Here is a 17,285-nt window from a genome sequence, read left to right on the forward strand (position 1 = left end):
CGCCCAGTCCGCCCTGAGAGGCGAAGACCATGACGGCCAGGGCGGCCAGGACCCGCCCGGCGGAGATGATCTCCCCCACCAGGGTGAGTTGGGCCAGGGAGATGAGAACGGTGCTCCCCAGGATGAACAGGCTGGCCAGCTGCCGGGTGGAGAGCTCTCCCTCCTCCCGCCGGTCCAGCCAGGGGGAAAAGGCGGTGCGGTAGAAGTAGACGCAGGCCCCGGAGAGCAGCAGCTCTGTGAGGAAAAAGACCACAGTGGACATCTCCCAGCCCCCCTCTCCCAGGTAGACGAAGCCGGTGGCGCCGGAGAGCGCCGCCGTGACCGCCGGCATGAACCAGCTGCGCCGGTAGAGCGAAATGTCAAAAAAGGCGAAGGCCACCGAGAAGATGAGGATGGCCGCCGCCACATACCGCAGCCCCTCGGCCAGCCCCCGGAAGGCGAGATAGCCCAGGCAGGCCCCCAGCAGGGCGGCAAAGCCCCCCAGACCAGAGCCGGAGCAGCCCACCATGGACAACCCGAAGGGGGCGCAGCCGTTCAGGATCTCCGCCCCCGCCAACACCGCGGAGAGGGTGAAGCGGATGAGGTATTCCGCCCCCCGCACCAGAGCCGGCGCCCGGAGCACCAGTCTGCCCGTCCGGGCCATCTCCTCCCGGGCCCGCGCTGTTCTTGCCTTCCATCCAACCTTCGCCGCCATGGACGCTCTCCTCCTGTGTATCGGGTAGTGGAGACAGTATAATCCATAATATGGAAATATAACGTCGGAAGAGGGGAGGACCTGTGATTTTCCGATGGGGCACGGGGAGAGGGCGGGGAAGACTTGCCCTGTCGAGCGGTTTATGGTATCATAATCTGATAAAGAATAGGACCGGAGGAAAACCGTGAAGATAGGAAATGTAGAGATCGGCTCCCGGCTGGTGCTGGCCCCCATGGCGGGGGTCACCGATCTGGGCTTCCGCACCATCTGCCGGCGGCTGGGGGCGGGCTACACCATCACCGAGATGGTGAGCGCCAAGGCCCTGTGCTACCAGGATAAGAAATCAGTTCCGCTGCTGAAGCTGGGGGAGGGGGAGCACCCCGCCGCCGCCCAGATCTTCGGCTCTGACCCGGTGTGCATGGAGGAGGCCGCCGCCATCGCCGGGGAGGTGTCCGGGGCCGATATCATCGACATCAATATGGGCTGTCCCGTGCCCAAGGTGGCCAACTCCGGGGACGGCTCGGGCCTCATGCGCACCCCGGACCTGGCAGTTCGGGTGGCCGAGGTGGTGGTGAAGGGGGCGGGGAAGCGCCCCGTCACCGTAAAGATGCGCCTGGGCTGGGACAAGGGCTCCATCAACTGTGTGGAGCTGGCCAGAGCCATGGAGGAGGCCGGAGTGGCCGCCGTGGCTGTCCACGGCCGGACCCGGAGTCAGCAGTATGCCGGTACCGCCAACTGGGATTACATCCGGGCGGTGAAGGAGGCCCTGCACATCCCGGTCATGGCCAACGGGGACGTCTTTGAGGGCCGGGACGCGGTGCGCATCCTCCGCTGGACCGGCGCCGACGCGGTGATGATCGGCCGGGGGTGCTTTGGCAATCCCTGGCTGTTCCAGCAGGCCGCAGCCGCTCTGGAGGACCGGGAGATCCCCCCTCTCCCCCCGCTGGCGGAGCGGTGCGACACCGCTATGGAGCAGTTTGCGCTCAACGCCGCCCACAAGGGGGAGAAGATCGCCTGCCTGGAGGCCCGGAAGCAGTACTGCTGGTACCTCAAGGGGGTGCCCCACGCGGGCTACTGGAAGGAGCAGATCTGCCATGTGGAGACCATGGAGGAGCTGCGCCGGATCACGGCGGGCATCAAGCGGGACCTGAAATGAGAGATCGGAACAGAAAGGCGGGTGAGGGATCGTCTTGACAGAACAGGAATGGGTGGAACGGGCCAGAAAGGGGGACGAGACCGCCTTTGAGGCCCTGGTCACCGCACATGAAAAACGCATTTACAATCTCTGCCGGCGGCTGGTCGGGAACCCGGAGGACGCCGCCGAGCTGACTCAGGAGGCGTTCCTGAACGCCTGGCGGGGCCTGGCCCGCTTCCAGGGGGAGAGCGCCTTCGGCACCTGGCTCTACCGGCTGGCCTCCAACGCCTGCATCGACTTTTTGCGGAAGGAGAAGCGGCGGCAGGGCCTCTCCATGACGGTCTCCCTGGAGGATGAGGAGGAGCGCCAGGTGGAGCTTCCCGACGAACGCTACACGCCGGAGGGGGAGCTGGAGCGGACAGAGGCCCGGCGGGCGGTGGCGGAAGGGCTGGAACGGCTCACACCGGAGCACCGACAGGTGCTGGTGATGCGGGAGATCAACGGCCTGAGTTACGCTGAGATCTGCGCGGTCCTGGGCCTGGAGGAGGGGACGGTGAAGTCCCGCATCGCCCGGGCCAGGAACGCCCTGCGAAAAGTTTTGACGGAGCAGGGGAACTTTTTCAGCGAACGTTCGTCTAGATAGCTAGATCGGAACGAAACAAGGAGAGGAGGTGACCTGGGGATGTGCGACTGTGACCGCGCGCTGGAGCTCTTGAGCCTGGAGCTGGACGGCGCGCTGACCCCGGAGGAGGGGCGCACGCTGACGGCCCATCTCAACGGCTGCGAGGCGTGCCGCCGGACGGCGGAGGAGCTGCGGCAGCTCCACACCATCCTGCCTGAGTTGGAGGAGGAGGTGCCCGCCGGGCTCCACCAGGCCATCATGGACAGGGTGGGGGCAGAAAAGGTGATCCCCTTCTCCGGGGGCCGCAGAAAGGGCCAGATCCGCCAGTGGGCGTCTCTGGCGGCGGTCTTTGCGGTGATCCTGCTGGGGGCGGGCGCTTTGAAGAGCGTACAGAGCGGCGTTGTTCCTGCCGACGTACCGTCGATGGTCAGCGCCGGGGCGGAAGTCGCGCCCCGCGAGGCCGCCGACGCGATACCGGGCGCGGAAGCCGCCCAGGAGAGCGGGATGAGCGGCGATGGGGAGACCGCGCTGCGGCTGAACCCGCCAGAGTCGCTCCAGCCCGTGGCGGACGGGGCGGACAGCCAGGAAAAAATCGGTCAGGCCGTCCCCTTTGGGGCGGTGCAGGCAGAGGCTGCGCCCAACGGGGCCTCCGGGCCGGAAGGGGCCGATGCGGAGACCCTGCGGGCCAACTGCGCCGCCTGGCTGGCGGAGTCCGCCTTTGACCAGAGAGACCGGGTGGATACCAGCCTTATGACGGTGACGCCGGTCACCGAGGGCGATTTGGCGGCTGCCATCTGCGACGACGGCAGCACAGAGCTGCTGGACGATGCCGACTGGGTCGTTACCCTGGGGGACACCGCCGGCCACGACTTTGCCATCCTGCTCTGCGACAGGGAGACCCTGGCCGTTTTGGGCTATGTGCCCATTGCGTGACGAAACAAAAAAAGTCCGTGCTCACGATTTTTCCGTGAGCACGGACTTTTTTGCCTGTTTCAACGTGAGCACGCCGCCCCAGCCGGGAGCAGAGCGGGGAAGTCGGACCAGCGCTCCAGGGACAGGTGGGGAGCGGTGGGGTCTCCGTCCGGGGACCAGAGGAAGGAGCGGGCGCCGGTGTACCAAACCGGCTGGATACCGCAGGCGGCGGCTCCGTCGATGTCGCAGACGGGGTTGTCGCCGCAGTACCACACCTCGTCGGGCTCCAGGCCGGCCATGGTGAGGGCCAGACGGAAGATCCGAGGGCTGGGCTTGCGGAAGACGTACTCACTGGTGGCCAGGATGAATTCAAAGCGATGGTTGGGAAGGAGCCGGTCCAGCCGCTCCCGAAGGGCATCGCCGGAGAAGGAGAGATTGCTGATGACGCCGGTGCGGATGCCCGCCGCCGCCAGGAAGTCCAGCAGAGGGCGGATGCCCTCAGTGGGGCGGCCGGGAGCGGCCGCATCCCAGTAAAGCCGCTCCAGCTCCGGCCCCGGCAGGGAGAAGGAGAGCAGCTGGGCGGCAAAGACATACCGCTGGAAGGGGAGGTTGTGGGTCTCGTAGAGGGGGATGTGGCCGTCGGTGGTGCGGAACCGCTCCATCTCCTCCTCCAGAGCGTCGACGAAGTCGGCCAGCTCCCGGGCGGTGCGGCCCAGGGGATTGGCGTCGGCATGGGCGAGCACCGCCGCCATGCCCAGCTCCTTGTTGAAATAGGGCTCGTCGATCAGCGTCTGGCCGTAGTCAAAGAGGACCATCTTGGGGGCTTGCGGAGCCATGGAAAATTCTCCTTTCGTGGCAGGCAAATCGTGTTTTCTTCCGCAATCATACTGGTTTCGGTGACAGTTGTCAAAGGAAAGCCTCTGACAGTTGGAAGGAATTTGCATGGAGACTACATTTTTTATAAAAAATAAGTTGTCAAGCGGCGTACATTGAGATATAATGACTAAGACAGTGACGCATACAAACGGGCGGCGCTTTCGTGAGATCCCAAATGTAAGGAGAGGAAACAAGATATGAGCTATTCCGTACAAAATATTCGTAACGTATGCCTGCTGGGCCATGGTGGAAACGGAAAGACTTCCCTGGCTGAGAGCATGCTGTTTCAGACCGGCGCCATTGACCGCCTGGGTAAGGTGACTGACGGAAATACCACCTGCGACTACGATGCCGAAGAGACCCGCCGTCAGTTTTCCATCTCCACCGCCGTGGCGCCCGTGGAATATAAGGGCTGCAAAATCAACATTCTGGATACCCCCGGTTACTTCGATTTCTCCGGCGAGGTCATGGAGGCCCTCCGGGTGGCCGACGCCGCCATCATTGTCTGCTCCGCCAAGAGCGGCATGAGCGTGGGCGCTGAGAAGGCGTGGAAGTACTGTGAGGAGCGGAAGATGCCCCGCATCCTCTACATCTCCAAGACCGACGAGGACAACGCCGACTATAACGCCGCCTTTGAGACCCTCCGGGAGCGCTTCGGCAAGAATGTGGCCCCTGTGGTGGCCCCCATCTGGGATGAGGACAAGAAGGTCATCGGCATCATCGACGTGCTCAATAAGCGCGCCTACGACATCGAAAATGGCAAGCGCCATGAGATCCCCGTGCCTGAGAACAAGCTGGAGGTCCTGGACGAGCTCTACAATTCCCTGGTGGAGTCCGTGGCCGAGACCAGCGAGGAGTTCATGGACCGCTTCTTCAATGGCGAGGAGTTCACCTACGCCGAGATGATCCAGGGTCTCCACGCTGGCGTGAAGGACCTCTCCCTCTTCCCCGTGGTGTGCGGCTCCGCCCTCACCGGCCTGGGCACCCAGATGCTGCTGGACAACATCGTCAACCTCCTGCCCTCTCCCCTGGAGGGCGCCGCTGTCATGGGAGAGGACGACCACGGCGACATGGTGGAGTTTGCCGTCTCCCCCGGCGCCGTGCCCGCCGCCTTTGTGTGGAAGACCGTCTCCGACCAGTACGGAAAGTACTCCTATGTGAAGGTCCTCTCCGGCACCATCGAGTCGGATATGCCCATGGTCAACGCCCGCACCGGCGTAACCGAGAAGCTGGGCCGTCTCTATCAGGTAAAGGGCAAGAAGACCGAGGAAGTGAAAAAGCTCTCCTGCGGCGACATCGGCGCCATCGGCAAGATGGATAAGCTCAAGACCGGCGATACCCTGTGCGACCCCCGCAACGTCATCAAGCTGGAGCCCATCGCCTTCCCCGAGCCGGTGTACTCCATGGCCATCGCCCCCAAGACCAAGGGCCAGGACGACAAGATCGCCGCCGGCCTTGCCCGTCTGGGTGAGGAGGATCAGACCTTCACGGTGGTCAACAACGCCGAGACCCGTCAGGTGGTGATCTCCGGCACCGGCGATATCCAGCTGGATGTGCTGGTGTCCCGGCTGCGGAGCCGCTTCGGCGTGGAGTCCGAGCTGGCTACCCCCCGCGTGCCCTACCGGGAGAAGATCCGCAAGAAGGTGGAGGTCCAGGGCCGCCACAAGAAGCAGACCGGCGGCCACGGCCAGTTCGGCGACGTGTGGATCCGCTTTGAGCCCAGCGACCAGGAGGAGATGGAGTTCTGCGAGGAGGTCGTGGGCGGCGCTGTGCCCAAGAACTACTTCCCCGCGGTGGAAAAGGGACTCCGCGAGGCCGTACAGCACGGCGTGCTGGCCGGCTACCCTGTGGTGTATCTGAAGGCCACCCTGTACGACGGCTCCTATCATCCCGTGGATTCCTCCGAAATGGCCTTTAAGACGGCTGCACAGCTGGCCTATAAGGCTGCTCTGGCCCAGGCCAATCCTGTGCTGCTGGAGCCCATCGGCGAGCTGAAGGTCACCATTCCCGACAGCTACATGGGCGACGTCATCGGCGACCTCAACAAGCGCCGTGGCCGCATCATGGGTATGAACCCCGACCGGGACGGCAACCAGATCGTGGAGGCTGAGGTGCCCATGGGCGAGATGACCTCTTACGCCATTGATCTGCGGTCCATCACCCAGTCCAGGGGCTCCTTCACCTACCACTTTGTCCGCTACGAAGAGGCCCCGCCCGCGGCCCAGGAGAAGGCCATCGAGGCGGCCAAGGCCATGCAGGAGGCGGAGTAAAACTTCATGCGCTAAGAGCGCGCCACGAAAATGGAAAGGCTTGTGGCGCATGAAGTTTATGCGCATATGGGCCGTCCCGGCCCATGCGCTTTGATTGCATGGCCGTGCCGCTGAAAGCGGCACATGGCCAACTTTGCGATGCTTTTGCATCGCAAAAAAGACGCAGCCCCGGCGGGGCCTCTTCGGGGGCCCCACCGGAGGTGGGGCGGCGCGGTAAGCGCCGTACAAGGGCCTGCCTTTCGGCAGGCCCTTGGCGCAGGTGAAAGGAAGGGGGATTTCAATGGTTGTCTCCAGCTTGAGGGCCATACTGGACTGCGATGTGCAACGGGTGTGGGACACAGTGACCGACCTGGAGCACTACCAGTGGCGCAGGGACATCACGGGGATCGAAGCCGCCAACGACGGGCAGTTCCGGGAGTATACCAAGGACGGCTTTGCCACCGACTTTACGGTCACGGCTTGGGAGCCCTGCCGGCGCTGGGCCTTCGACCTGGAAAATCCCAATCTGAAGGGGCGCTGGGTGGGGACCTTTACCGCCCAGGGGGACCGGACAGAGCTGGAATTTACAGAAGAGGTGGTCCCCAAGCGGTCCCTCCCCCGGCCTTTGGTCAAAATTTTTCTGAAACGGCAGCAGCGGCGCTACCTGGCCGACTTGAAAAAGGCGCTGGGGTGCTGACTGCTCCTGTCCCAGACGTGGAACAAGCATGCCCCCTTCCGGTTGGAAGGGGGCATGCTTGTTGTCCAAGGGTGTTACAGGGGGGGATAGCCAGCCTTTTCCACCTCCCGGAGGGCCAGTTCCACGGCCCGGCGGAGGTATTCCTCCAGCCGGCAGTCCTCCGTGCCGGCGATGAGGGTGCCGCAGGTGGGGGAAGGGATGAGGACCTTGGCACACTCCGCGCCGGAGATGGCGGTGGCCACAGCCGGGGAGACCTCCCCCATGATGCCGTTGGCCAGGATGACCCCGATGGGCCCCAGGATCAGGTCGGCGTGGCCGGCGTTGTAGCAGATGGCGTGCTCGCCGGTGGCCCCCCGGGCCGCCCCCGCCTTGAGCATGGCGCTGGTGGCCAGGGAATTGGTGCCGGTGCAGAGAAGCTCGCAGCCTGCGGGCAGACGGGGGCGAAGCAGTCCCACCAGCCGGGCGCCGATGCCGCCGCCCTGGCCGTCGATGATGAGGATACGCATGGCGATCAGATCCTTCCATGGTCGGTATGGACCGGCCCGGTTCGGGCCGGAGAGACTTCTTCTGACATTATACGGGGGAAAAGTTCCTCTGTAAAGGATGAAATGACTATACACCGGCGAAAAACCATGTTATAATGACTGCGACTGGTTCCCCACCCAGTCCAACCGGCGCGGAGAAAGCCGTCCGGACGCCCTGTGCCCTGCGTCCGGGGAAAGGGACCCGCGCCGCTGTACGCGGCACACGTACTCTAAACAAAAAATGGAGGTTTTTTCCCATGCGCAGAAATTCCATCCGCGACCTGACTCTGGCGGCCATGGTGGCCGCGCTGTACGCCGTGCTGAGCTACTTCAGCAATATCTTCGGTCTGGCCTACGGACCCATCCAGTTCCGGTTTGCCGAGGCCCTGTGCGTCCTGCCCTTCCTGTTCCCGGCTACGGCGCCGGGGCTCTTTGTGGGCTGCCTCGTCGCCAACCTGCTCTCGCCCTACGGCGTCATGGACATCGTGGTGGGCTCCCTGGCCACCCTCCTTGCCGCCCTGTGGACCAGCAGGATCCGCCACTGGTGGATGGCCTGGCTGCCGCCGGTGGTCTGTAATGTGGTGCTGGTGGGCTTTACCATCGCTTTTGCCCAGGTGGGCATGACCGCCGCCCTGCCTGCCGCCTGGATCTACAACGGCGTCACCGTGGGGCTCGGCGAGCTGGGCGTCTGTCTGGTACTGGGTACCATCCTGCTGCGGACCATGCCCCAGATCAAGTTTTTCCACGACCTTATCCCGGAGGGACGCCTCAGCTACGCCTGAGCCAGCCCCCCACCAATGGAGGAGATCAGATGAAAGTACGCAAGGCCGTTATCCCGGCAGCCGGGCTGGGGACCCGGATGCTGCCCGCCACCAAAACGGTGCCCAAGGAGATGCTCCCCCTGGTGGATAAGCCGGTGATCCAGTATATCATTGAGGAGGCGGTGGCCGCCGGGATCGAGGACATTCTGGTGGTGACCAACCGGGCCAAGTCCGCCATGGACGACTACTTCGACTACTATCCCGAGCTGGAGGAGCGCCTGGCCCGGGCGGGCAAGGAGCGGGAGCTCTCGGAGGTCCGGCGGGCCGCCGACCTGGCCAATATCTTTTACGTCCGGCAGAAGGAGACCAAGGGGCTGGGCCACGCCATCTGGCGGGCCAAGCGGTTCGTAGGGAACGAGCCCTTTGCCGTCCTGCTGGGCGATGATATCATGCGCTCTCAAAGGCCGGTCATCGGTCAGCTCATCGCCGGCGCGGAGAAGTACGGCGCCTCCTGCGTGGGGGTGCAGCAGGTGAGCACCGAGGCCATCGCAAAGTACTCCTCCGTCAAGGTGGAGGCCCTGGAGGAGCGGGTCTTCCAGGTCAGCGACATGGTGGAGAAGCCCCGGCCCGATGAGATCTTCTCCAACTACGCCATCCTGGGGCGGTATGTGCTCCAGCCCGCCATTTTTGACATCCTGGAGAACCTGAAGCCGGGCTACGGCGGGGAGATCCAGCTCACCGACGGCCTGAAGGAGCTGTGCAAGCGGGACAAGATGGTGGCGGTGGACTTTGAGGGAAAGCGGTACGACACCGGCAACCTCAAGGGCTTCCTGGAGGCCACCATCGACTTCTCCCTGGCCCACCCGGAGACGGGGGACTGGCTCAGGGGCTTTTTGAAGGAAAAGGCCGCCCAGCTCTGAGTACCGCATCCATAGAAATGACAAAGCGTCCCCAGGAGGCAAATCTCCTGGGGACGCTTTCTGTATGGATGATTTACAGATTGGGCATCTTGGCGGTGGGCATCATGAGGACCTTGCCGGTGCCGCGGAAGACGTTGACCAGACCCTCGCCGGAGGCGGCGGAGCCGATGAGACTCTTGCCGGAGCGCTCCACGGTGAAGTCCAGAGCGGTACTCCAGGCGATGGCGTGGTTGCCGTCAATTTTCAGAACGTCGTTTTGCAGGGTGATCTCCACAAGTTCCTCCTTGGGGCACTCGGCCTCAATGCAGAAGGTGCCGCTGCCGTTGAGGCTCAGGTTGAAGAGCCCTTCGCCGCCGGCCACGGCAGAGGAGAGGTTGGAGCGCATAACGGCCTTGTGCTGGAGCCGGGAGTCGCAGGCCAGGAACAGGCCGTCATCCAGCACCACGGAGCCGCCCCAGTCGGCGGCGTCCATGAGAATGAGGTGGCGATAGGTGGGCTCCAGCACCAGGAGACCGTCCCCGGTGTATTCCGGCTTGATGGCCGACTCACCGGAAGCCTTGCCCCGGACGGCCTTGCTGAAGAGATCGCCCACCCCCTTGATGCCGGTGGTGGCGTTCACATTGCCCAGCATCCACTGCATGGCGCCGGCCTGAATGGTGACCTGGGCCTTGCTCAGGTCGCACACCAGCTGGCGCTTTCTGACGTTCATCTGGGCACAATAGTAAGCAGTGATGGCGGAAGAAGGGGTAATGCTCAGGTCACGCTGATATTCGATCACGGAGAAGGGTCCGAGCTGGGAGAGGATCTTGACGTCGTCGTTATCCATAAAATTGGAAACCTGGTACATAAAGTGGCTCCTTCCTGATTGTGGTTTTGAGGTGGCAAGCACCTCAATGCAGGGACATTGTACCACAGGAAGCGCATGGACACAACGATTTTTACAGAAAAAGCGCCAGGCTCCAGGCGGCGGTGGCGGCCAGAGCGCCGGCGGCGGCATAGGCGGGGGCGGGAATGTGCTGGAACCACTTTCCGGGGGCGGTGCTCCGGGAGACATAGCTTTTGGCGGCCTGTCTGGCCTCCCGCAGGACCTGCTCCGGGCTGGCCCCTTCGGCCAGAGCCCCCTCCTTCAGGATAAAAATGGCCTCCTCAAAAAGGCGGGGATCGGGGGCCTTGACCACGATGACCTGCTTGTTGATACCTTTGACCATGGATGTGCGCTCCTTTTATGAGAAAAGTTTCCCTATCAGTATGGCCCGCTTTTTCTTCCATGATTCACCGCTCATAAGAAAGGTCCGGAGACCGTACACTAAGGGCGAGACTTTTTCAGGGGGCGGGAACGTGCGGGAACAGAGAAAACGGCTGATAGCAGCCCTGGTCCTGGTCTTTGGGCTGAATATCCTCATCATTACACTGGTCCAGTCGGCCCAGGCGGCCACCTATCGCCGGGGCGCCTCGGGCCAGACGGTGCGCACCATCCAGGAGAAGCTGATCCGCTGGGGCTATCTGGAGGGTGCGGCGGACGGCATTTACGGCAGCAGGACCGAGGCGGCGGTGAAACGCTTTCAGAAGAAGAACGGCCTTACCGCCGACGGCGTTGCGGGGCCGGCCACCCTGAAGGCCCTGGGCATCTCTCAGGGAAGCACGTCCTCCTCGGCCTGGGACGGCGATGTGGCCTTGCTGGCCAGGGTCATCTCGGCGGAGGCCAGGGGGGAGCCGTACAGCGGTCAGGTGGCGGTGGGGGCGGTCATTCTCAACCGGGTGGGGCATCCCTCCTTCCCCGGCACCATCGCCGGCGTGGTGTACCAGCCCGGGGCCTTTACCTGTATGGTGGACGGCCAGATCGACCAGCCGGTGGCCGACTCCGCCGTCCGGGCCGCCCGGGAGGCCCTCAATGGAGCCGACCCCAGCGGGGGCGCCATCTACTACTTCAACCCGGACACCGCCACCAGTGGCTGGATCTGGTCCCGGCCCCTCATCAAGGTCATCGGGAAGCACCGGTTCTGCGCCTGAAGGCGTATACGCTCGCACACGCGAGACAGAAAAAGGCCGGACCTGCGTTTGCAGGTCCGGCCTTGCAGTTTGTCAAAAAAGTGGAGCCACGCAAAGTGAGCCACGGGGGAATAGTGTGAAAGGGGGTCTGGGCTGCCAGTGGCAGTCCAGATGCCTTCAGGCGAAGCCACCACAAAACAGGTGAGCCCCCACTTTCGCGTGCAGTCAGGAACTTTTTCGATGAAATCGAAAAAGTCAGCAGCTTGTCGAAAAAGCCCTGAGGGGCTTTTTCGACAAGCTGAAAGGCCGGACATGCATTTGCATGTCCGGCCTTGTGTGTTGCCAATTAGTCGGTGACGAAAGGCAGCAGAGCGATCTGACGAGCCTGCTTGATGGCCTGGGTCAGCTGACGCTGATGCATGGCACAGGTGCCGGTGGTCCGGCGGGGCAGGATCTTGGAACGCTCGGAGAGGAACCGACGCAGCTTGGCGGCATCCTTGTAGTCGATGTGCTCGACCTTGTCCACGCAGAAGCTGCAAACCTTGCGGCGCTTGCGGCCGCGGGGACGCTCTCTATCCATAGGCATGGTATATACCCTCCTTGTTCAGAAATGATTTTAATGGGGTCCGTTTTGACAGGACCGTCAGGCACAGGCACCCGCAAATGCGGGGACGCCGCGATAAGCGGCGCACAAGCCTTTTGGCGGAGCCAAAAGCTTGCCACAGGGCGGATTCACTCCGCCCGAGGATGTCAAGTGCTCTGGGGCCCCATTTTGATGGGAACCATCAAAATGGGAGTTCTCCGTCGTCGTCATCCAGCTCAGCGAACTGGCTGCCGCCGCCCATGGGGGCGCTATAGGCCGGAGGAGGCACGGGGGCGCTGGGGGCCGGGGCGGAATAGCCGCCGCCGTAAGAGCCGCCGTAGCTGCCGTGACCCTCGCCGTCCCGCTTGGAATCGCCGAAGTAGACGTTGTCGGCCACCACCTCGGCGGTGGTGCGCTTGTTGCCGTCCTTGTCGGTCCAATCCCGCATCTGGAGCCGGCCCTCCACGATGGCCATGCGGCCCTTGGTGAAGTACCGGGAGACGAACTCGGCGGTGGCGCGCCAGGCGACCACATTGATGAAGTCGGCTTTCTTCTCACCGGTCTCTCTGTCTTTGAAATCCCGGTCCACCGCCAGACGGAGGGTGGCTACGGCCACCCCGGAGGGGGTGTGCCGCATTTCAGGGTCCGCCACCAGACGGCCCTGAAGAAAGATCTTGTTGAGCATTTCTGCCGCTCCTTACTTCTCGTCCTTGCAGACGATCATGGAACGCATCACGCCGTCGGTGATCCGCAGCACGCGGTCCAGCTCGGCGGGGAAGGCGGCGTCAGCCGTAAAGGTCATGAGAACGTAGTAGCCCTCGTTCAGGTCGTTGATGGGATAGGCCAGACGGCGCTTGCCCCACTCGTCGACCTCGGCCACGGTGCCCCGGGCCTCTGCCATGGTCTTGAACTTGGCGACCATAGCGGCGATGGCCTCCTCACCCATGGCGGGGTCGAGGATGTAGACCACCTCGTAGTTGGCATTGATTTTAGCCATGTTTCTTGCACCTCCTTATGGACATATGGCCCCTGCTCATGCAGGAGCAAGGATGTTGTCTGTCTGATTCCAGACAAGCTATATCATTATATATGAAATGGAAGATTTGTCAAGGGCTTTTTGGGGAAAAACAAGCATAAAATGGGGGCTGTTCCGGAAAACAGCCCCCATTTTCTATCGATCACTGGAGCTCCACAGCGATGGGCGGGTCAAACGCCGTCTCGTGGGTGAAATTCAGCTTCAGCTCCACCGTGTCCCAGGGGTAGTCCCGCAGGGCGAAGGAGATCTGGTGGAGCTCCTCCTCCAGGTTTTCCTGCCCGGGCTCGGAGGCGTACACACTGGAGCCCATGGAGTCAAAGGAGTGTTCGCCCCCCTCCGGGTCCCGGTAGTCCCAGGCGATGAGCTGCTGGATGCCGGGGGCGAGCATCGTGCACCAGACATCCTCCCCCTGCCGGTCGGCGGAGAGAAATTCCACTCCCTCCGGGAGCCAGCTGGCGGCACCGGTGTTCAGGTCCACCGTGATCCACTCCTTGTCCTTGTCCAGCCATCTTGCCCCGGTGAGGTAGAGGGTGAGGTGCTTTGGGTCCTGGAAGAAGCTGCTCTCCAGGTAGTAGTAGATGACGTCGTTGGTGCCGTCCGCGCCGCTGGCCACCAGGCGGCCGCTGCCGCTGGAGCGGACGCCGGCCTCGTAGCGGTTCCCCTTCTCGTCCTCCAGGTAGAAGTCCAGGCCGTCCAGCCAGGCGGTATTGTCCGGGTCGGAGGACACCGCCAGCCGGGCGTGGGTGGGGTTCACCACCAGCTCCCGGAAGTGGAGCCGCTGGCCCTCCACCTCCACCCACCGGTCCAGGGCGATGGTCTCTCCGGGGACGGTGAAGCGTTCGTCCAGCTCCAGGTCAAAGGTGAAAGTGGCCACGACCTCCGGCTCCTGTTTGGGCTCCGGCGCGTCCCAGATGCTGGAGGTGGGGGCCTCGGCCCTGCCGTCGGCCTCCGCCCTCTGGGCGGTCACCTTGCAGGTGAGCCGCAGAGCTTCCGGGACCTGGAGGTCTTCTGCATAGTTGACGTTGAAGTCGCCCAGCTCGCCGGGGCTGGCCTCGCTGCTGATGATGGAGTAGCCCTCCAGCTTTTCCCCGTCGGGGCCGGTGATGTTGGGGTAGACGTGGTAGCTCTCATAGTCTCCGCCGGAGACGGTGTAAAAGAAGTTGATCTGCATGGCGTCCAGGATGAGGTAATCCAGCCGGAAGGTGACGCCGTTCTGGGTCTGTTCCTGGTCCACCACCTGGACAAAGTCGTTCTCCACCGCCGCTTTCAGGCTGGGGGAGAGGGCCACCGCCGCCGCCAGCTCCCGGAACAGGGGGATGCGTCCGCAGGCCATGGCAAAGGGGAGGGAGCAGTTGATCAGCAGGACAAAGGCCGCCGCCGCGCCCCCCAGGGAGGCCACAGGGATGCCCAGCCACCGCCTGACAGTCCGCTTTCGTGTCCGGGCCCGGGCCCGCTCCACCGTGCCAGACAGCTCCGGGGGGGTATCGTGCAGTTGGGCCACCAGGGCCCAGTATTCCTCGTTTCGGTTCATAAATTGGCCGCCTCCTCTCCATCGGTGAGCTCCAGCCGCAGCAGCCGGAGGGCCTTCCGCTGCCGGGTGACCACGGTGCCCTGGGGAAGGTCCAGGGTCCGGGCCGTCTCCGCCAGGGTGAGGCCGGTAAAATAGCGCAGAATGATGACGTCTTTCAGTTCCCGGGGCAGCCGCCCCACCGCGTCCCGGAGGGGGAGGGCGTCAAAGGACTCCTGGGCGGTCTCGGGCAGCTCCGCCATGGAGACCTCCCGCTTATGCCGCCGCAGCTCGGTGTTGCAGGCGTTGATGAGGATGCGGGTGAGCCAGGTATCGAAAAAAGTCTCCTCCCGCAGCTTGTGACAGGCCCGCAGGCCCAGGTAGACCGCCTCGTCCACGGCGTCCACGGCCAGGGACGGGCTCCCCAGGTAGAGAAAGGCCATGCCGTAGAGCTTGCCCTTGAGGGCGTCGGCCCGGACGGCGTATTCCTGCTGTGTCATGGGCGTCCCTCCTTTCTGACCATTAGATGAACGGAACGGCGCTTTTGATTGCGGAGAGAAAAATTTTATTGTATAATGGCACCTGAATACATGGCCGTCCACGGGCGGTCATTTTGGAGGACAAGACACTTGGATGAACTGACCCGGCTCCCCATCCCGCTTTTGCAGTGGTACCACGAAAACGCCCGCACCCTCCCCTGGCGGAGCGACCCCACCCCCTACCATGTGTGGGTGTCGGAGATCATGCTCCAGCAGACCCGGGTGGCGGCGGTGCTGGAATACTACCGCCGCTTCATGGAGGCCCTGCCCACCGTGGCCGACCTGGCGGCGGTGGAGGAGGACCGGCTTTTGAAGCTGTGGCAGGGCCTGGGCTACTACAACCGGGCCCGGAACCTGCAAAAGGCCGCCCGACAGGTGATGGAGGACTTCGGCGGCGTGTTTCCCGACACCTACGAGACCCTTTTGGGCCTTGCCGGCGTGGGGGAGTACACCGCCGGGGCCATCGCCTCCATCGCCTTTGGGCAGCCGGTGCCCGCCGTGGACGGCAACGTGCTGCGGGTGGTCTCCCGGCTCACCGGGGACGGGAGCGACATGACAAAGCCGGACACCAAGCGCCGGATGTGGGCCGATTTGAAGACGGTCATCCCGGTCCGGGCTCCGGGGGACTTCAACCAGGCCATGATGGACCTGGGGGCCACGGTCTGTCTCCCCAACGGGGCGCCATTGTGCGAGAAATGCCCGGCGGCGGCCTTCTGCAAGGCCCGGCTGGAGGGCCGCACCGGGGAACTCCCCTATAAGCCGCCGAAAAAGGCCCGCCGGGTGGAGGAGCGGGTGGTCTTCCTCCTCTTCCACGAGGGGAAGGTGGCCCTGCGGCAGCGGCCCAAGGGGGGGCTGCTGGGGGGGCTGTGGGAATACCCCAACGAGCCCGCCCCGGCCTGGGACTGCCTGGAGGGTTGGGGGATTGCCCCCCTGGACCTGGCCGACGGCGGCACGGGGAAGCACATCTTCACCCACATCGAGTGGCGCATGACCTGCCGGGTCATAGAGACCGCCGCCCAAAACCTGCCCGAGGGCTGGGTGTGGTGCGGGCGGGAGGAGCTGCGGCGGGACTACGCCGTGCCCAACGCCTTTCAGAGCTTTCAACACCTGGTGGAGGACCGGGTGCGCTAAAATAGAGAGAGGGAGAATGAGATGGCAAAGCTGTATTTTCGATACGGAGTGATGGGCTCCAGCAAGACGGCCAACGCCCTGATGGTGCGCTACAACTACGAGGAGCGGGGCCAGGAGGCCCTGCTGGTCAAGCCCGAGATCGACCAGCGGGACGGGGCCAAGTTCGTGGCCTCCCGCATGGGCCTGAGCCACCCCTGCATCTATTTTTCCGAGATGCGGGCCCTGCCGGAGGAGGCGCTGAAAAAATACGCCTGCGTCATCGTGGACGAGGCCCAGTTCCTCAGCCGGGAGGAGGTCCAGTTTCTGGTCCACATCGTGGACGACTGGAACGTGCCGGTCATCTGCTACGGTCTCCGGGCCGACTTCTCCGGGCAGCTCTTCCCCGGCTCCCAGGAGCTGCTGGCCACCGCCGACATCATTGAGGAGGTCAAGACCATCTGCTGGTGCGGCAAGAAGGCCACCTGCAACGCCCGCTTCGACAAGGACGGCAAGGTCCTTCGGGAGGGGGAGCAGGTGGTGCTAGGGGCCAACGACCAGTATATCGGCCTGTGCCGCAAACACTGGCGGGAAGGCGATCTGGGGCCGGATTTTCACCCGTAAGGGGGCGTTCTCCAAAACCTTCCCCCTGGCAGGGGGAAGGCTTTCCCCCGTCATTCTAAAGTATTTTTCTCGTCATTCTGAGGCCGAAGGCCGAAGAATCCGTTGGCTCCCTCTCTGAGGGAACTGTCAGCGCAGCTGACTGAGGGAGTCTTCCCGTCGCGGAAAAGGACGGGGGAGACGGGTCCTTCGCTGCGCTCAGGACGACGCGGGAACGGGGGCGGGCACGCACACAGGTACGCCCCTACATGGTAATTGCGGGGCGCGACGACCCGGCCCGCCAAACCACGCCGTAAGGTTTCCCCTCATCCGTCATTTGCTCCGCAAATGCCACCTTCCCCCAGGGGAAGGCTTTCCCCTGTCATTCTAAAGTATTTTTCTCGTCATTCTGAGCCCTAAGGCCGAAGAATCCGTTGGCTCCCTCTCTGAGGGATCTGTCAGCGCAGCTGACTGAGGGAGTCTTCCCGTTGTGGAAAAGGACGGGGGAGACGGGTCCTTCGCTGCGCTCAGGAC

The 17,285-nt window shown here is 63.6% G+C and carries 19 protein-coding genes and 1 pseudogene; 10 read left to right on the forward strand and 10 right to left on the reverse strand.

All coding sequences use genetic code 11. The features are described 5' to 3' along the window. Positions 1-694: pseudogene (locus tag Q0Y09_RS09330) on the reverse strand (stage II sporulation protein E); the annotation flags it as partial. A 184-nt stretch (positions 695-878) separates the two neighbouring features. Here Q0Y09_RS09330 and dusB point away from each other — a divergent pair. Genes dusB through Q0Y09_RS09345 form a run of 3 tightly spaced genes read left to right on the forward strand, consistent with a single transcriptional unit; the run spans position 879 to position 3,384 of the window. Beyond that, positions 879-1,850 (forward strand): tRNA dihydrouridine synthase DusB, encoded by a 972-nt coding sequence (gene dusB, locus Q0Y09_RS09335; RefSeq protein WP_297720682.1) that lies wholly within the window; start codon positions 879-881, stop codon positions 1,848-1,850. A gap of 34 nt (positions 1,851-1,884) precedes the next feature. Beyond that, positions 1,885-2,472 (forward strand): RNA polymerase sigma factor, encoded by a 588-nt coding sequence (locus Q0Y09_RS09340; RefSeq protein WP_297720683.1) that lies wholly within the window; start codon positions 1,885-1,887, stop codon positions 2,470-2,472. 39 nt (positions 2,473-2,511) lie between these two features. Continuing rightward, a complete protein-coding gene (locus Q0Y09_RS09345; RefSeq protein ID WP_297720684.1) occupies positions 2,512-3,384 on the forward strand; it encodes an anti-sigma factor in 873 nt (290 codons plus the stop codon). A 59-nt stretch (positions 3,385-3,443) separates the two neighbouring features. Here the strand turns inward: Q0Y09_RS09345 and Q0Y09_RS09350 are convergent, their stop codons facing one another. Beyond that, positions 3,444-4,199, reverse strand: a complete 756-nt coding sequence (locus tag Q0Y09_RS09350; protein ID WP_297720685.1) for an HAD family hydrolase — start codon at positions 4,197-4,199, stop codon at positions 3,444-3,446. Between the two features lie 237 nt (positions 4,200-4,436). Here Q0Y09_RS09350 and fusA point away from each other — a divergent pair, with 237 nt between their 5' ends. Together fusA and Q0Y09_RS09360 are read left to right on the forward strand one after the other, a co-directional pair. Beyond that, positions 4,437-6,509, forward strand: a complete 2,073-nt coding sequence (fusA, locus tag Q0Y09_RS09355) for an elongation factor G (RefSeq protein WP_297720686.1) — start codon at positions 4,437-4,439, stop codon at positions 6,507-6,509. A gap of 295 nt (positions 6,510-6,804) precedes the next feature. Beyond that, on the forward strand, positions 6,805-7,185 hold the full coding sequence (locus Q0Y09_RS09360; protein ID WP_297720687.1) for an SRPBCC family protein: 381 nt from the start codon (positions 6,805-6,807) through the stop codon (positions 7,183-7,185). A 74-nt stretch (positions 7,186-7,259) separates the two neighbouring features. On the opposite strand, the gene Q0Y09_RS09365 is transcribed toward Q0Y09_RS09360, so the two are convergent. Continuing rightward, positions 7,260-7,691, reverse strand: a complete 432-nt coding sequence (locus Q0Y09_RS09365) for a DUF3842 family protein (RefSeq protein WP_297720688.1) — start codon at positions 7,689-7,691, stop codon at positions 7,260-7,262. A gap of 275 nt (positions 7,692-7,966) precedes the next feature. Here Q0Y09_RS09365 and Q0Y09_RS09370 point away from each other — a divergent pair, with 275 nt between their 5' ends. After that, positions 7,967-8,491 (forward strand): QueT transporter family protein, encoded by a 525-nt coding sequence (locus Q0Y09_RS09370; RefSeq protein WP_297720689.1) that lies wholly within the window; start codon positions 7,967-7,969, stop codon positions 8,489-8,491. A gap of 29 nt (positions 8,492-8,520) precedes the next feature. Further along, complete coding sequence (galU, locus tag Q0Y09_RS09375) at positions 8,521-9,390, forward strand: UTP--glucose-1-phosphate uridylyltransferase GalU (protein WP_297720690.1); 870 nt, start codon at positions 8,521-8,523, stop codon at positions 9,388-9,390. A gap of 73 nt (positions 9,391-9,463) precedes the next feature. Here galU and Q0Y09_RS09380 read toward each other — a convergent pair whose 3' ends face one another. After that, positions 9,464-10,237 (reverse strand): AIM24 family protein, encoded by a 774-nt coding sequence (locus Q0Y09_RS09380; RefSeq protein ID WP_297720691.1) that lies wholly within the window; start codon positions 10,235-10,237, stop codon positions 9,464-9,466. Between the two features lie 91 nt (positions 10,238-10,328). Further along, positions 10,329-10,598, reverse strand: coding sequence for a translation initiation factor 2 (locus Q0Y09_RS09385; RefSeq protein ID WP_297720692.1), 270 nt, complete (start codon positions 10,596-10,598; stop codon positions 10,329-10,331). A 130-nt stretch (positions 10,599-10,728) separates the two neighbouring features. Here Q0Y09_RS09385 and sleB point away from each other — a divergent pair, with 130 nt between their 5' ends. Beyond that, positions 10,729-11,400: a spore cortex-lytic enzyme gene (gene sleB / locus Q0Y09_RS09390; protein ID WP_297720693.1), complete on the forward strand. Its 672-nt coding sequence runs from the start codon at positions 10,729-10,731 to the stop codon at positions 11,398-11,400. Positions 11,401-11,725: 325 nt separating this feature from the next. Here the strand turns inward: sleB and rpsR are convergent, their stop codons facing one another. From rpsR to Q0Y09_RS09415, 5 genes are all read right to left on the reverse strand, one after another. Then, positions 11,726-11,965 (reverse strand): 30S ribosomal protein S18, encoded by a 240-nt coding sequence (rpsR, locus tag Q0Y09_RS09395; protein WP_130850362.1) that lies wholly within the window; start codon positions 11,963-11,965, stop codon positions 11,726-11,728. Between the two features lie 199 nt (positions 11,966-12,164). Then, positions 12,165-12,647: a single-stranded DNA-binding protein gene (locus Q0Y09_RS09400; RefSeq protein ID WP_297720694.1), complete on the reverse strand. Its 483-nt coding sequence runs from the start codon at positions 12,645-12,647 to the stop codon at positions 12,165-12,167. Positions 12,648-12,659: 12 nt separating this feature from the next. Next, on the reverse strand, positions 12,660-12,959 hold the full coding sequence (rpsF, locus tag Q0Y09_RS09405) for a 30S ribosomal protein S6 (protein ID WP_297720695.1): 300 nt from the start codon (positions 12,957-12,959) through the stop codon (positions 12,660-12,662). 181 nt (positions 12,960-13,140) lie between these two features. Next, on the reverse strand, positions 13,141-14,529 hold the full coding sequence (locus tag Q0Y09_RS09410) for a DUF4179 domain-containing protein (protein WP_297720696.1): 1,389 nt from the start codon (positions 14,527-14,529) through the stop codon (positions 13,141-13,143). Beyond that, on the reverse strand, positions 14,526-15,005 hold the full coding sequence (locus Q0Y09_RS09415) for a sigma-70 family RNA polymerase sigma factor (RefSeq protein WP_297720699.1): 480 nt from the start codon (positions 15,003-15,005) through the stop codon (positions 14,526-14,528). Before Q0Y09_RS09415 ends, Q0Y09_RS09410 begins: the two co-directional genes overlap by 4 nt. A gap of 129 nt (positions 15,006-15,134) precedes the next feature. Between Q0Y09_RS09415 and mutY the strand changes: the two genes are divergently transcribed. Together mutY and Q0Y09_RS09425 are read left to right on the forward strand one after the other, a co-directional pair. Then, a complete protein-coding gene (gene mutY / locus Q0Y09_RS09420; RefSeq protein WP_297720702.1) occupies positions 15,135-16,175 on the forward strand; it encodes an A/G-specific adenine glycosylase in 1,041 nt (346 codons plus the stop codon). Positions 16,176-16,196: 21 nt separating this feature from the next. Next, entirely contained in the window at positions 16,197-16,775 is a 579-nt protein-coding gene (locus tag Q0Y09_RS09425; RefSeq protein WP_297720705.1) for a thymidine kinase, read from the forward strand. Positions 16,776-17,285: the final 510 nt, after the last annotated feature.

The sequence above is a fragment of the Intestinimonas sp. genome, from assembly GCF_026169115.1.
In the GTDB taxonomy this organism is placed as follows: Bacteria; Bacillota; Clostridia; order Oscillospirales; family Oscillospiraceae; genus Intestinimonas.